General features: G+C 67.9%; 13 protein-coding genes. 6 read left to right on the top strand and 7 right to left on the bottom strand.

All coding sequences use genetic code 11. The features are described from left to right. Positions 1 to 25: 25 nt before the first annotated feature. Positions 26 to 1009: a GDP-mannose 4,6-dehydratase gene (gene gmd / locus OH146_RS04405; protein ID WP_265157743.1), complete on the bottom strand. Its 984-nt coding sequence runs from the start codon at positions 1007 to 1009 to the stop codon at positions 26 to 28. Between the two features lie 96 nt (positions 1010 to 1105). Between gmd and OH146_RS04410 the strand changes: the two genes are divergently transcribed. Further along, a complete protein-coding gene (locus OH146_RS04410; protein ID WP_265157745.1) occupies positions 1106 to 2383 on the top strand; it encodes an O-antigen ligase family protein in 1278 nt (425 codons plus the stop codon). Positions 2384 to 2386: 3 nt separating this feature from the next. On the opposite strand, the gene galE is transcribed toward OH146_RS04410, so the two are convergent. Both galE and OH146_RS04420 read right to left on the bottom strand, forming a co-directional pair. Beyond that, complete coding sequence (galE, locus tag OH146_RS04415; protein WP_265157747.1) at positions 2387 to 3373, bottom strand: UDP-glucose 4-epimerase GalE; 987 nt, start codon at positions 3371 to 3373, stop codon at positions 2387 to 2389. After that, entirely contained in the window at positions 3370 to 4371 is a 1002-nt protein-coding gene (locus OH146_RS04420; RefSeq protein ID WP_265157749.1) for a glycosyltransferase family 2 protein, read from the bottom strand. Before OH146_RS04420 ends, galE begins: the two co-directional genes overlap by 4 nt. Positions 4372 to 4411: 40 nt before the next feature. On the opposite strand from OH146_RS04420, the gene OH146_RS04425 reads away from it, so the two are divergent. After that, on the top strand, positions 4412 to 5509 hold the full coding sequence (locus tag OH146_RS04425; protein ID WP_265157751.1) for a glycosyltransferase family 4 protein: 1098 nt from the start codon (positions 4412 to 4414) through the stop codon (positions 5507 to 5509). Positions 5510 to 5530: 21 nt separating this feature from the next. On the opposite strand, the gene OH146_RS04430 is transcribed toward OH146_RS04425, so the two are convergent. Continuing rightward, positions 5531 to 6712, bottom strand: coding sequence for a DegT/DnrJ/EryC1/StrS family aminotransferase (locus OH146_RS04430; RefSeq protein ID WP_265157753.1), 1182 nt, complete (start codon positions 6710 to 6712; stop codon positions 5531 to 5533). Continuing rightward, complete coding sequence (locus tag OH146_RS04435; RefSeq protein WP_265157755.1) at positions 6709 to 7653, bottom strand: NAD-dependent epimerase/dehydratase family protein; 945 nt, start codon at positions 7651 to 7653, stop codon at positions 6709 to 6711. Before OH146_RS04435 ends, OH146_RS04430 begins: the two co-directional genes overlap by 4 nt. Positions 7654 to 7769: 116 nt before the next feature. On the opposite strand from OH146_RS04435, the gene OH146_RS04440 reads away from it, so the two are divergent. The 4 genes from OH146_RS04440 to OH146_RS04455 all read left to right on the top strand — a co-directional run bounded on the left by OH146_RS04440 (position 7770) and on the right by OH146_RS04455 (position 11306). Then, complete coding sequence (locus tag OH146_RS04440; protein ID WP_265157756.1) at positions 7770 to 8690, top strand: glycosyltransferase; 921 nt, start codon at positions 7770 to 7772, stop codon at positions 8688 to 8690. A 69-nt stretch (positions 8691 to 8759) separates the two neighbouring features. Then, positions 8760 to 9461 carry a glycosyltransferase family 2 protein gene (locus OH146_RS04445; RefSeq protein ID WP_279348844.1) on the top strand — a complete coding sequence of 234 codons (702 nt, stop codon included), beginning with the start codon at positions 8760 to 8762 and terminating at the stop codon, positions 9459 to 9461. Then, positions 9458 to 9826 (top strand): DUF2304 domain-containing protein, encoded by a 369-nt coding sequence (locus OH146_RS04450; protein ID WP_265157760.1) that lies wholly within the window; start codon positions 9458 to 9460, stop codon positions 9824 to 9826. The genes OH146_RS04445 and OH146_RS04450 overlap by 4 nt, the downstream gene beginning before the upstream one ends. Before the next feature lie 52 nt (positions 9827 to 9878). Next, the gene (locus tag OH146_RS04455; protein ID WP_265157762.1) at positions 9879 to 11306 is read left to right on the top strand and encodes a DUF2142 domain-containing protein; all 1428 of its coding nucleotides are present in this window, start codon (positions 9879 to 9881) and stop codon (positions 11304 to 11306) included. Here the strand turns inward: OH146_RS04455 and OH146_RS04460 are convergent. Then, positions 11293 to 13158, bottom strand: a complete 1866-nt coding sequence (locus tag OH146_RS04460; protein WP_265157764.1) for a hypothetical protein — start codon at positions 13156 to 13158, stop codon at positions 11293 to 11295. The genes OH146_RS04455 and OH146_RS04460 overlap by 14 nt on opposite strands. Beyond that, positions 13155 to 14375: a hypothetical protein gene (locus tag OH146_RS04465; RefSeq protein WP_265157766.1), complete on the bottom strand. Its 1221-nt coding sequence runs from the start codon at positions 14373 to 14375 to the stop codon at positions 13155 to 13157. Before OH146_RS04465 ends, OH146_RS04460 begins: the two co-directional genes overlap by 4 nt. Positions 14376 to 14378: the final 3 nt, after the last annotated feature.

Here is a 14378-nt window from a genome sequence, read left to right on the forward strand (position 1 = left end):
CTGGCGGCCCGGCACCTCCGAAGGTTTAGCGGCCGAGGCGGCGCTGCTCCTCCAGGTCGGAGTCGACCATCATCTGCACGAGCTCGCGGAAGTCGACCCGTGGCTTCCAGCCGAGCGTCTCGCGCGCCTTGCTCGGGTCGCCCACGAGCAGGTCGACCTCGGCGGGGCGCATGAAGCGCGGGTCCTGCGTCACGTGGCGCTCCCAGTCGTCGATGCCGACATGGGTGAAGGCGACGTCAAGCAGCTCGCGGATGGTCTGCGTCTCCCCCGTCGCGATGACGTAGTCGTCGGCCTTCTCCTGCTGCAGCATGAGCCACATCGCCTCGACATAGTCGCCCGCGAAACCCCAGTCGCGGCTCGCCTCGAGATTGCCGAGCGCGACCGTGTCCTGCAGCCCGAGCTTGATGCGGGCGACCGCCTGCGTCACCTTGCGGGTCACGAATTCAGGGCCGCGGCGCGGCGACTCGTGGTTGAAGAGGATGCCCGAGGAGGCATGCAGGCCGTAGGACTCGCGGTAGTTGATGGTCATGTAGTGCGCGAAGACCTTCGCGACGCCATAGGGTGAGCGCGGCCACAGGAGCGTCGACTCGCGCTGCGGCACCTCCTGCACCTTGCCGAACATCTCGGAGCTCGAGGCCTGGTAGAAGCGGACCTTGGACACGTCGTCGCCCGCGTAGAGCCGAGTCGCCTCGAGCATGTTGAAGGCACCCTTGCCCGTGACATCCGTCGTCATGGAGGCGTTCTCCCACGAGTACGCGACGAAGGAGATGGCCCCCAGGTTGTAGACCTCGTCGGGCTGTGCGGTCTCGAGCGCCCGCATGAGGCTCGGCAGGTCGGTGAGGTCGCCGAAGATGAGCTTCACGTCGGGCAGGATGCGCCGGACCGTCTCGAGCTTGGGGTTGTTCTGCCCGCGCACGAGGCCGTAGACCTCGTAACCCTTCGACAGCAGCAGCTCACCCAGATAGAGGCCGTCCTGGCCCGTGATTCCTGTGATGAGTGCGCGCTTCATCGGTGTGTTCCTCCAAGGGATCGAGGCATGAGAGGCCAGACGGGTCGCCTAACTCTACACGCGCGCCCCCGCCGCATGCCGTACCCTGAAGGCCCCATGGCAACCCCACCGCGCCCGCCCCTCATCCCCGATGCGGGATGGGCGTTCCTCGGGTCGGCCGCCTTCACCAAGGCTGCGACGCTCGCGGTGCTGGGAACCGTGTTCCTCGCCCATCCGATCGTCGCCATGATCGGCTGGTGGGGCTACGGCGCAGCGCTCGCCACCCTGGCCGCGTTCTGCGGCGCCTCGCTTCGCGTGCGCCGCGGCGAGATCGAGTGGAACGGGATGCTGCCCATCTCGCTGCTCGTCTTCGTCGGGTGGAGCCTGCTCTCGATCGTCTGGAGCCAATACAACTGGGCCTCGCTCGGCGGGATCGCCTACCAGCTGGTGGTGGCCTTCCTCGGCGTCTTCGTCGCGCTCAGCCGCGACCTGCTCCAGGTGGTGCGTGCGGTCGGCGATACGCTGCGTTTCGTGATCGCCGCCTCCTTCGCGGTCGAGATCCTCGCGGGCGCGCTGATCGACATGCCGATCCCCTTCCTCGGCGTCTCTGGCAACCTCGTGGAAGGCGGCCCGCTCGAGGGCCTGCTGGGCACCCGCAACCAGTTCGGGGCGGTCGCCGCGATCGCCGTCATGACGTTCTTCGTGGAGCTCGCGACCCGTTCCGTGAGCCGCTGGGTCTCGGCGACATCGCTCGCGGCGGCGCTGCTCGCGGTCGCCCTCACGCAGTCACCCGTCACTCTCGGCGTGCTCGCGGTGCTCGTCGTGGCGACGGCCGTGCTGTTCGGCGTGCGTCGCGCGGGCGAGCCGCTGCGGCGCATCCTCAATCTCGTCGTCCTTGGGGTCGTCGGCCTCACGCTCGTGATCGTGTGGGTGGCGCGCTCGCGCGTCATCGCGCTGCTCAATGCGGGCAGCGAGTTCGAGCTGCGCTACACCCTCTGGATGCAGGTGCTGGGCCTCGCACAGTTACACCCCATCGAGGGCTTCGGCTGGGTGGGTGTATGGCCTCGCGATGTGCCCCCCTACTCGTGGTTCTTGGTGGCGGGGCGCGGCCACGCCTCGGCGCTCAACGCCTTCGTCGATGTCGCCTTCCAGCTGGGGCTCGTGGGCCTCGTCGCGTTCGTCGCCCTGCTGGGCCTCGCCCTCGTGCGCTCGTGGCTGCTCGCGACGCGTCGCCGCACGATCACCTACGTCTGGCCGGCCCTCGTGCTGCTCGTGCTCGCCGTGACCTCGCTCGCGGAGAGCTCGCTGCTCGTCGGCTTCGGCTGGCTGACGCTCGTCGTGTGCTGCGTCATGGCGTCGCGCAATCTCAGCTGGCGCACCCGCCTGCCTCGGTGACCCTTAGGCCGTGTGCGCCTGCCAGGCCGAGGCGACGATCTCGTCGAGGCCGCGGCGCGCGCGCCAGCCGAGCACCTCGGTGATGCGGGCGGGGTCGGCGATGAGCTTGGGCGGGTCGCCTGCGCGGCGCGGCATGATCTCGGGCTGCAGCTCACGGCCGGACGCCCGCGCGATCGCCTCGATGACCTCCCGCACGCTGCTGCCCTCGCCCGTGCCCACATTGAAGACGGATGCCTCGGGCTCGGCTCCCTCGCCACGCCGGGTCTCGAGTCGGTCGAGGGCGGCGAGGTGCGCGTGCGCGAGGTCGAGCACGTGGATGTAGTCACGGATGCACGTGCCGTCAGCCGTCGCGTAGTCGTCGCCGAAGATGCGCGGCTGCTCCCCCGCGTCGAGCCGCTGGAACACCATCGGCACGAGGTTCTGCACGGCCGTGTCGCCGAGGTCCGGCCAGCCGGCGCCCGCGACGTTGAAGTAGCGCAGCGAGGTGGCGGAGATGCCGAGGGGGGCGACGGATGCTGTGAGCAGCTGCTCCCCGACGAGCTTGGTCGCCCCATAGGGGTTGATGGGGCGGGTGGGGTCGTCTTCCGCGACGGCGCCCGTGTCGGGTTCGCCGTAGACGGCGGCGGAGGACGAGAAGACGACGCTGCCGACCGTGCTGCCCTCGATCGCGAGCAACAGGTTGGCGAGGGAGCCGACGTTCTGCGAGTAGTACCAGGCGGGCCGCTGCACGGACTCCCCGACCTGCTTGCGGGCGGCGAAGTGGATGACGGCGTCGACGGCGTGCTCGTCGATGAGGGTGCGCACGGCGGAGGGAGCGGCATCCGTAGCCAGGTCGATCTCGAGGGTCGGGATGCCCTCCGTGCGGGCGCGGACGCCGTTACTGAGGTCATCGACGATCACGACGCGGCTGCCACGCTCCTGGAGGAGGCGCACGACGTGCGAGCCGATGTAGCCGGCACCGCCGGTGACGAGGACGCAGGGAGTTGTCATGCTCTTATTCCATCACGCGGCGACCTTCCCGCCGGCTGCAGGAGGTCGCGCGCGACGTCGAGCGTTCCCTGACTCGAGAGGCGCCGGTAGGAGCCGGCGCGATACTCCCGGAGGACGGGACCGAGGCGGGCGACCCGGTGCCGGGAAAGCCCTGCGCGCACCCGGTCGAAGCGGGCGCGGTCACGGGCGGCACCGCGCCGCTCGGGCGAGACGGGAAGCGTTTCGAGCCGCTCGGCGAGCGCCTGGGCGCGGCGGGCGAGTCGCTCATAGCGGTCACCCCGGGGTTCGAGCATCCGCCCGATCCGATAGCGCAGGGTCGGCTTGGTGGCGCCGATCTGGTTGCCGCCGTGCTGCCGGTAGTCGATGAGCGCGGCGTCGAGGAGCTCGACCTGCCCCGTCGAGGCCGCGACGATCGCAAGCCACTCGTCGTGCACCCACGAGTCGGGGATGGGCAGCGCGTGCTCGAGCAGGGAGCGCCGCAGCAGCACGGTCGCGCCCGTCACGAGGTTGCGGCGCAAGTTGGCCTCGAAGGCGCGCCCCTCGGCGATCTCACGCCTCTCGCCCGGCGAGACCCACAGAGCGTCGAGCAGTCCCGCGCCGATCGGCGAGCCCTCGCCGTCGACGAGTCGGGCGTCGGAGTGCTGCAGGAGCAGCTCGGGCCTCACTTCGAAACTCGGCACGGCGGCCGCGAGGCGATCGGGGTGCCACACGTCGTCCTGGTCGCTGAGCGCGATCAGCTCGCCAGTGCAGGCGCGCAGGGCACGCTCGAAGTTCGCGGTGACCCCGAGCCGCCCCTCCGCCTCGAGCACGCGGAGGGCAACGGATGCCCCGAGCCGACCGTGCACGTCGCGGATGACGTCGAGCGTGGCATCCGTCGACCCGTCGTCGGCCACGACGAGCTCGGTGGGCGGCCGCGACTGGGTGAGGATGCTCGTCACCTGCTCGGCGACGAAGCGCTCACCGTTGTAGGTCGCGAGGGCTACGGAGACGGTCGTCACGCCGCGAGCCTACCGGGGCGCCGTCGCTAGCATTGGACCCATGCCCCTCGTCTTCGTCAACCTGCTCCAGACCACGGGGACGAAGGGGGGGATCGAGATCTACGCCCGCGAGCTCTACCGTCACCTTGGCGAACAGCCGGGCGAGTTCAGCTTCATCGGCTATGGCAGCTCAGAACTCATGAAGCGCGATCACTCCTGGTTCCCGGGCGAGGTCATCGACTCCGGGATCAGCGGGGAGAACCGTCTCACGTGGGCCTTCGGTGAGCTCTTCAGCGTCGCTCGCGCCGCGCGACGATCGGGTGCCGACCTCATTCACGGACCCGCCATGTTCGGGCCGCTTCACCCCCCGGTTCCTGTCGTGATCTCGGTGCACGACCTCCTGTATTTCTCCCACCCCGAACTCATGCAGACGAAGCTCTTCACAGAGCCCGTCAAATGGATGGAGCGGAGAGGTGCCGCCGCGGCGACGCGTCTCATCACGATCAGCGAGTACTCGGCGAGCGCCATCCGTCGTTATCTGGGGTTTCCCGACGACCGGATTGACGTCATACCCCTCGCGGGGCGGGCACCGGATCCCGTGGTCACGCCCGGCGCGACGAGGGCGTCGGATCTGTTTCTCGCGATCGGCCAGCGAAGCCCCTATAAGGACTTTGAGACGATCGTGCGCGCCTGGACCCATATTCCGGAGAGCGATCGACCTCGCCTCGTGATCACGGGCAGCCACGGCGACGATCCACTTGTCCCGCTCGTAGAGCGGCTCGGCCTGCAGCGCTGGGTGGAGTTGAAATCGTGGGTACCGACCGAGGAACTCACTGATCTCTTCGCCACCGCGACGGCGCTCATCGATTCAACCCTCGCCACGGGCTTCTCGTTGCCGACGCTTGAGGCCATGGGCATCGGGCTTCCCGTGATCCTCGCCGACACCGAGGTCTTCCGCGAGGTCGGCGCGGATGCCGCCGACTACTTCTCCGCGGGGAACCCCGCGGATCTTGCGCGTGCCGTGCAGTCGCTTTCGCAGGATCCCGAGCGGCGTGGCGAACTCACGCGCCTCGGTTTGGCTCGAGCGTCACAGTTCTCATGGGAGGCGGTGGCGGCTCGGACGCTCGACTCGTTCCGAGAGGCACTGCAGCAGGCCTGATGTGAGCTTGCTACACCCGTCTCAGCTGAGCGAGGCGAGCGTGTCGTAGACGAGGTCGATGCCGCTCTCCACGGGGTAGTGGTGGTTGCCGACGAAGAGGCCGTCGACGTGCACCTTGTCGGCCGCGGGAAGCTCCTCGGGCACGATGGCGTCGAGGTATTGCATGACGGGGTTGCGGGCGAAGTTGCCGGCGACGATCGGCCGGGCCTCGACCCCCGCCGCTTCGAGCGTGCGGGCGACCTCGGCGCGGCGCCCCGCGAGGGCTCCCTCGAGCACGAGGGAGAAGCCGAACCAACTGCTCTCTCCCGTCTCGCGCTGCAGGCGCACGGTCTCGAGCCCGGCGAACTTCTCGACGAAGTAGGCGGCGTTGCGCCGACGCCCCTCGACGAGCGAGGGAATCTTGGCGAGCTGCTCAATGCCGATCGCCCCCGACATCTCGAGGGGGCGCACGTTGTAGCCGGGCAGCACGAAGCGGAAGAGGTCGTCGAAGCGGTCGCCCGTCTTGTCGTGCACGAAGTTCTTCTCGGGGAGCTCGCGCGTCCAGCCGTGGGCGCGCAGCGACAGCAACTCCTGGTAGAGCTGCTCGTCGTCGGTGAGGATGACGCCGCCCTCCATGGTGGAGATGTGGTGCGAGAAGAAGGCGCTGAAGGTGCCCATGAGCCCGGCCGTGCCGGCCCAGGTTCCCGCGTCGCGCGCGCCCAGTGACTCGCAGTTGTCTTCGAGGAGCACGAGACCGTGCTTCTCGGCGAGCGCCGTGAGCTTCGTGAAGTCGTTGGGGTTGCCGAGGAGGTTGACGGCGAAGATCGCCTTGGTGCGCTCCGTGACGGCCTGCTCGGCGAGCTCCAGGTCCATGTTGAGCGTGTCGAGGTCGATGTCGACGAACCGCGGGATGAGGCCGTACTGCTGCAGCGGGTAGTAGGTGGTCGCCCACGATACGGCGGGCACGAGCACCTCATCCCCCCGGTTGAGGTCGATGCGGGGGTCGATCACGGCGGCCGCGATGGCGAGGAGGTTGGCGCTGCTGCCCGAGTTGACCATGACGCCGTAGCCGGCGCCGAAGTGCGCCGCGAACTCCGACTCGAACTGCTTCACGAGGGGCCCCATCGTGAAGCGGCCGCTCTCGACGACGCGCTGAATGGCGGTGTATTCGGCCTCGTCCCAGCTCGAGGTCGCGAGCGGGAATCCCTGGGGTGCGTCGGTCATGTGGCGGTTCCTTGATCGGGGGGTGTCGCGGCCAGGTAGGCCGCATAGCTCGCGGCGTAGCCGTCGTCGAGGGTCGTGCTGGGGTCCCAGCCGAGGGCGCGGGCGCGACTGGAGTCGAGCAGCCGCTGCATGACGCCGGACGGCTTCGTGGTGTCGTATTCGAACTCCCCGCCGAAGCCGACGGCCCTGGCCGCCGCTTCATAGTAGTCGCGGATGCTGTGGTCGACTCCGACGCCGAGGTTCAGCATCGCGGGCCACGCCTCGAGGGCGCCGACCTGGGAGATCAGCCAGGCCGCGAGGTCCGGGGCGTAGGTGAATTCGCGCCGGGCTGTGCCATCTCCCCACACCGAGACGGTGTCGTCACCTGCACGCACAGCGGCGTGCGCCTTTGCGATGGTCGAGGCGACGAGGTGGGCACGCCCGGGGCGGAAGTCGTCGCCGGGGCCGTAGAGGTTGCTGGGGACTGCTGCGCGGTAGGCCCATCCGTATTGGCGGCTCGTGTACTCGCAGAGCTTGGTGCCCGTGATCTTGGCGAGCGCGTAGCCCTCGTTGGCCCCCTCGAGCGGCCCGGCCAGCAGCCGCTCCTCGACGATGGGCTGCTCCACCTCGGCGGGATAGATGGCGCCGCTCGAGATGTAGAGGAACTCGGGCACCTCGGCCGCGATCGCCGCCGAGATGACACTGCTGTCGAGCTGGATGTTCTCCTGCAGGAAGCTCGCGGGGCGCTCGAGCTTCTCGGTGATCCCCGCGACACGGGCGGCCGCGTGGATGATCGAGTCGGGGCGGATGCTCGCAATCGCCTCGGCCGTCGCAGCCGCGTCCCGCAGGTCCACCTCGGCGCGAGTCAGGGCGACGAGCTCGTCGCCGGGCCGGATGGTGTCCCACTGCTGCACGATGCTCGATCCGAGCATCCCGGCGGCGCCGGTGACGACGACTCTCATCAGCAGTGACTTCGCGATTCGGCACAGTCCACTACGAGACAACGACGCAGGTGCATGAAGCCGAGCTTACTTGAGCAGCCTCGGCCCGCTCGCATCGGTGAGTAGGCTGGATCATCGTGACGACAGCAGAGCGAGCGAGCGCAACAGGCGAGATCCTGGACATCATGATGCCCTACTGGGGCAGTCCCGAGCACTTCATGATCGCTGTCGAGAGCGTGTTGGCGCAGGACGATCCGAACTGGCGCCTCACGATCGTGGATGATGTGTACCCGGATGCCATGCCTGGTGAGTGGGCTTCGTCGATCGAAGACAGCCGCGTCACCTACATCCGGAACGAGGAGAACCTGCGCCCCAGCCGCAACTACAACAAGTGCGTGGGGCTCGCGAAGAGCGAGTTCGTCGTGATCATGGGCTGCGACGACATCATGCTGCCGGGCTATGTGGGAAGGATCCGAAGGCTCATCGCTGACTTTCCCGATGCCGACATCATCCAGCCGGGCGTCACCGTGATCGATGAGAACGGCACTCCCGTCTCCCCTCTCGCCGACCGTGTCAAGGCTGTCTACCGACCGCACGGTAGCGGTGCCCGGCGTTACGAGGGTGAGACCATTGCAACGAGCCTTCTCCGCGGGTTCTGGCCGTACTTCCCCAGCGTCGCCTGGCGCACGTCAAGGGTCGCTTCGGGCTTCCGCACGGATCTGGACGTCACGCAGGATCTCGCCATGATGTTCGAGATCATCTCGAACGGTGGGTCGATGGTGGTGGACGACGAGGTCGTCTTCGCCTACCGCCGCCACTCGGCGAGCGTCTCGGCCGTCACGGGGCCGGACGGCTCGAAGTTTCGGCAGGAGCGGGTCCTCTTCCGAGAAGCCGAAGCCTCGTGCCGCGAGCTGGGATGGCGGCACGCCGCCCGTGCGGCGCATAATCACACGTCGTCTCGGCTGCACGCTCTCACCGAGTTGCCCGGGGCGATCGCCTCGCGGAACACGACCGGGATGCGCACCCTCACCCGCCACATCCTCGGGCTTCCGTACTGACACGCCACCCGACTCCGCGCCGATAGACTCGTGCCCGTGTCACCAGACTCGTCCCGCATCCTCATCGTGATGCCTGCATTCAACGAGCAGGCGTCTGTCGCGGCGGTCGTCCGCGAGGTCCGCGAGAAGGTCCCGGATGCGTCGATTCTCGTGGTCGATGATGGTTCGAAGGATGCCACGAGCCGCGAGGCACGCAAGGCCGGAGCGCTCGTCGCGACGCTTCCATTCAATCTCGGCGTCGGGGGTGCGATGCGGGTCGGGTTTCGGCATGCCCTCACCCACGGCTTCGAGGCGGTCGTACAGGTCGATTCCGACGGCCAGCACGATCCCGCGGGAGTTCCCGCACTGCTGCGCGAACTCGAGTCCGCCGACCTCGTGCTCGGTGCTCGCTTCGCCGGAGAGGGAGACTACCGAGTGAGGGGCCCTCGACAGTGGGCGATGAAGCTGCTTGCGATCGTGCTGAGCCGCACATCCCGCGCGAAGCTCACCGACACGACCTCTGGCTTTCGTGCTTCGGGTCCCCGTGCCATCCGGCTCTTTGCCGAACACTATCCGGCGGAGTACCTCGGAGACACGATCGAGGCTCTCGTGATCGCCTCACGCTCGGGTCTCATCGTCCGGCAGGTGCCCGTCGCCATGCGCGTTCGCGCCGGTGGCGTACCTTCGCACAACCCCTTCAAAGCCGCCGCCTACCTGGGGCGTGCGACCCTCGCACTGCTCGTCGCTTTCATGAGGCCACGGTCTACCTACGGCGTGGCGGTCGAGCGGTGACTCTCACAAGCTACATCTTCGGCATCGCGTCGGCGTTGCTCATTCTTGTTGTCGTCGTCGAGATGCTCCGACGTCATCTGCTGCGGGAACGTCACGCCATCTGGTGGTTCATTGCAGGCGTGCTGGCGCTGACCGCCGGGGTGTTCCCCCAGACACTCGAATGGGCGTCGGATGTCATCGGTATCGAGGTCCCTCTCAATCTCGTGTTCTTCGTGAGCATCACGATCCTGTTCTTCGTCTGCCTTCAGGCAAGCGCGGAGCTGACACGCCTCGAGGCGCGCACGCGTACCCTGGCCGAGCGAGTTGCTCTCATCGAGATGGAGTTGGAGAGCCAGCGTGAACGCAGCACCGACGACGCCGACTGACCGGGGTTTCACGCGACCATTCCTGGCGGCGTGGGCTGCCTTGTGCCTCCTGATGACCCTGTGGTCAATTGCGACGCCGATCGGAGCAGCCCCTGACGAACCGGCGCACCTGATCAAGGCCGCGTCCGTCGCACGTGGAGAGTTCATCGGCGAGCGGGGCAGTTTCGGTCATATCGTCGACGTGCCGCAGTACGTCTCCTTCACACATGCCCAGACGTGCTTCGCTTTCGACTCGAGGGAGGAAGCGGACTGCGCGGAGCCGGCACCTGAGCCGAGCGACGCCATCGTGCCGGGATCGACGACGGCGGGCCTCTACAACCCTCTCTATTACGCGCTCGTCGGCTGGCCGTCACTGCTCCTCGACGACAGCTCTGGGATCTACGGCATGCGGATCGCCAGTGCACTCCTCGTCTCTGGTTTCCTCGCCCTCGCAGTGGGTCTCGTCTGCACGTGGCGTCGCCGACTTCTGCCGCTCATCGGGCTGGCCGTCGCAGCCACGCCCATGGTCCTTTTCCTGGGTGGCACAGTGAACCCGAACGCGCTCGAGATCACGGCCACCCTGGCCGCGTTCGCTGGAATGCTCACGATCATTCGCGAACGGGAGAGACCGCTCGCGCCTCTCGCGGGCGTGGTGCTGGCGGGAGCCGCAGTGGCCGCCAACATGCGTGGACTCTCGGTGCTGTGGCTTGTCGTCGCGATCCTCGCTCCCCTCGTGCTCGCATCCGGTCACCAGATCGTCGAGCTGCTGCGTCGCCGTCCGATCCAGGTTGCGATCGCCGGTAGCGCACTCGCCGTTCTCGCCGCGGCGATCTGGCTCTTCTCGACGAATTCCCTGGGCGCAGCGGTGAATGACCCTCTCACCGAGACCATCGCGCCCGGTGTCGGCGCCCCGTGGTACTACGGCGCTTGGTGGACCTTCCAGGCCACACTCGAGCATCTGCAGAGTGCCGTCGGAATCTTCGGGTGGCTCGACGCACCGGCGCCCCTCTTCGTCTTCGCCGTCTGGATCGCACTCGCAGGGGGCCTCCTCCTGTTGGGCGCCCTCCTCCTGCGCGGGCGGCACCTCGTCTTCGCCTTCCTACTTGTCGCCTCCACCGTGGCCCTACCGCCGCTCGTGCAGGCGGCGTACATCTCGGGAGGCGGACTGATCTGGCAGGGTCGCTACATCCTTCCCGTCTTCGTCTGTGCTGCCCTCGGCGTCGCAACTGTGCTGTCGGACGTGCTGCGCCCCACCCCGGGCGTGACCGTGCGCGCCACCATCCTCGTCGTGTCGCTCTGGTCTGTGGCCCAGGTTCATGCCTTTGCCACGGCGATTCGCCGCTATGCCGTGGGACTTGATGCGAGCTGGGCCGACCTTGTGACGGCCGCCGAGTGGGTGCCCCCGGGAGGTCTGCTCCTGTCGCTGGGCGGCATGGTGGTGGTCTCGGCCGCGCTCGTTGCGGGCGCTGTCGTCGCAGTGCGCCGGTTCAGTAGGGCGTGACTGCCACTCCGAGCTGCGGGCAGGTGGCGTCGACCTCGGCCTCGAGACTCTCGTCGGAGGTGTGGACAATGGTGCCGCCGCCCATGAGGTCGACGATTGTGCAGAGGTCCTCGGCTTTGCCCGTGTCGTAGCCTCCGTATGCCGCGACCCGCAGTTCCGGATGCTCCGTGAGTGAGTCGGCCCACATCTGCATGATCCAGAAGTTCACGGTGACCTCGTGCAGTTCCCCCGACCGCCACAGCAGGTGTGGCTGCTCCGGGTCGGAGAGACTCGTGATGGTGTTGACGACATCATCGCCGTGACCGAGGAACTCGCCCCTGAGCGTGCTGAGCACCGGCCCGGCTTCAGCCCCTCCGGTGATCGGGCGCGGAATCCAGTAGAGGAAGAAGACCAGGCTGGCGGCGGCGACTGCCAGGGCTGCTGCCCGCAACGGGCCCCTCGGTACACGGTGCACGATGGCACCCGCGACGACTCCGAGTGACAGCAGCAGCAGCACGACGGTGATGAGCCAGAAGTACTTGAGCGGGTAGTACGTCCACGGGGTGGGCTGGTGGCGTGACATGAAGAGCAGCACTGCGAGTCCGAGAATCGAACCCGTCGCTAGCGCCAGGAGCCCGTAGACAATCGGATGTCGCGGCGTGCGAAAGGCGAGCAGCGCCAGCACGAGGGTCGCGACAAGAATCGCGAAGAACACCCACCGCGGCACCGAGTGCGCACCGCCGAACGCCGAGAGAAAGTCGGAGAGCGCGATAAAACTCGGCAGTACGACGGCGAGACCATACACAATGAGCTGCATTCCGCTTGCCAGAACGAGGAAAAGGGAGAGCCGCCTAACGCGGAGGAGACTGCGACGGTGACGAAGGACGAGCACGACGGCGAGTGACGCAGGGAGCAACACGAACGGGCTCCACACCGTCAGCAGCAGCGTTGCCGTGACGCAGAGCAGGGCGAGGGCGTGTGCGGGGCTCTTCTCCTCCACAAGGTAGGCGGCGAAGGAGGCGAGAACTACGACCAGGGCGATGTGGGCGTTGAAGAATCCGAACTCCAATGGATACCCCGTGACGAACCACGTGAGCGGCACGAAGGATGCCACGGCGCCCACGGCCCCCACCATGACGAGGCCTGCTCCCGCACGTTCCGTGACGGCCGCGGCGACGACTCCCGTGAGCAGGCAAACTCCCGCGATGACCATGGCCCACACCCCTGTGAACGCCGTGAGGTCGTGACGAAGGAGGTCGGCGGGCGCGACCGCGTCACGTCCAGGAGCCATTGCCAGCGCGAGCAGGGCCGAGGGCATCGGAACGGGATTCTCCTCGGGGCCGACAGCGATGCCCGAGTGGTAGAGCACCTGCCGGGCGAACAGCACATTGTTGGCCGAGTCGCCGTGGACGACGAGGGAGAGGCGCGACGCCCCCGGTAGCTGGGCGCTCACGAGAGTCAGGGCGATCCAGAACGCGCCGCCGAGTGCAGCGGGCAGCCAGGTGACAAGCGTGACCGGTCGCGGCCGGGCTGGAGCGACATTGCGCCCCAGCATGACGGCGGCCCCCGCGAGGCCGAAGAGCGTCCATGCGATCGTCACCGAGACGTGCATCGTCGCGGGAAGGAGAGGCGTGACCATGAGCACGCCGACGATGAGCCACATGGTCGCGAGAAGCGAACCCATGACGGCTGCGAAGGCGCCGACTCTTGAGGAGACGGCGACGCCCCATGGGAGCGCTGCTGCCGCGAAGAGCGGCCAGAGAGGAAAGCCGGCCAGCGTGGCAGCTGCCGAGGCGATGACCAGGGCAGCGACGAGTAGTGCGAACCAGGACTCCCGCAGGTGATCGTGCCCCTGCCGCAGCCGTCGCCTCACTGCCGCACCTCCCCCACGGGGCGTGCCGCCGGGCTCGCGAGCCACAGCACGTGCAGGAGGAGCCCAGCGAGCGGCGCGATGACCGTTGCGAGGACGACCCGCAGCACGAGCTCGTCGAGGGGCAGCATCATGACCGCGACCGTGACCACTGCTGCCGCCATCCATCCCGCGGAATACGCGAAGTGGCCGTCTCTGCCGAGCACGGCCGCGCCGGTCGCGCAGAGTGCGCCGACAAGAGCGGATGACGCCACCATCAGGGCAATGACGCTTCCGTCGAGCGTGACGGGGGCGCCCGAGACGAAGCCGAACACGGCGGGACCAAGCAGCCAGGCGGCGAACGCGAGGACGACCCCGCCGGCGGCAAGGATACCCAGGATCGCGAGGAGCAGCCGCGCCTCTCTCTGCCGCCTCTCGCGGAAGCGCACGACGAAGTAGCTCTGAAGTGCCATGACCGAGACGACGAGCGGGGCGCGGGTGAGGGTGAGGGTGAAGACGAGCTCGCCGATGAGTGCTTCGTCAGCTCCCGGCGAGGTGACCCCCAGGAGCAGCGGAAATGCGCTTACGAGCACGGCCGTGGAGACCGCGGCGACGATGGTGCGCGCAACGTTCCACGTGAGGCGACGATATCCGACATCGATGTCGCTACGGCCGACGAAGCTCCGGCGGATGCTGGGCCACAGCAGCATGATCGCGAGGGGGAACGGCAGGGCGGCCGCCCAAGCCAGCGCCACGACATTAGGGGCGATGAGGAGTACGACTCCTACGAGCGCGAGCCTCACGAGGCCGTCGACGGAAATCATGAGCGCAAGTGCACGCCACTGGCTCACCCCATACAAGGATCCGCTCAGGGCTGCGACCAGCACATACGCGGCCCCTCCCAACGCGAGGGGCCATACCAGCGCCCACCCCGAGTCCGGAAAGACGGCGTCGACCCAGATTGGGGCGGATGCGACCGTGACGGCGAAGACGAGGGCTGCCGCGATCACCGCGAAATTTCGCGTGCGACTGGCGCGCACACGTGTGCCGGCTTCAATGGGACGGGTGGCACGGGTGACTTCCTGTTGGATGCCCGAGAGCGCACCGACCACGAGGTATAACGCCGCCCAGAAGATGGCGAAGAGTGCGTAGGGAGCGGGCCCGATCACTCGATACACCAGCCAAGTGACGACGTAACCCGCGGCTCCAGCGACGATGGTCGCCGCGATGATGGGCGTCATGCC

The organism is Homoserinimonas sedimenticola (genome assembly GCF_026094475.1).
Taxonomy (GTDB): domain Bacteria; phylum Actinomycetota; class Actinomycetes; order Actinomycetales; family Microbacteriaceae; genus Homoserinimonas; species Homoserinimonas sedimenticola.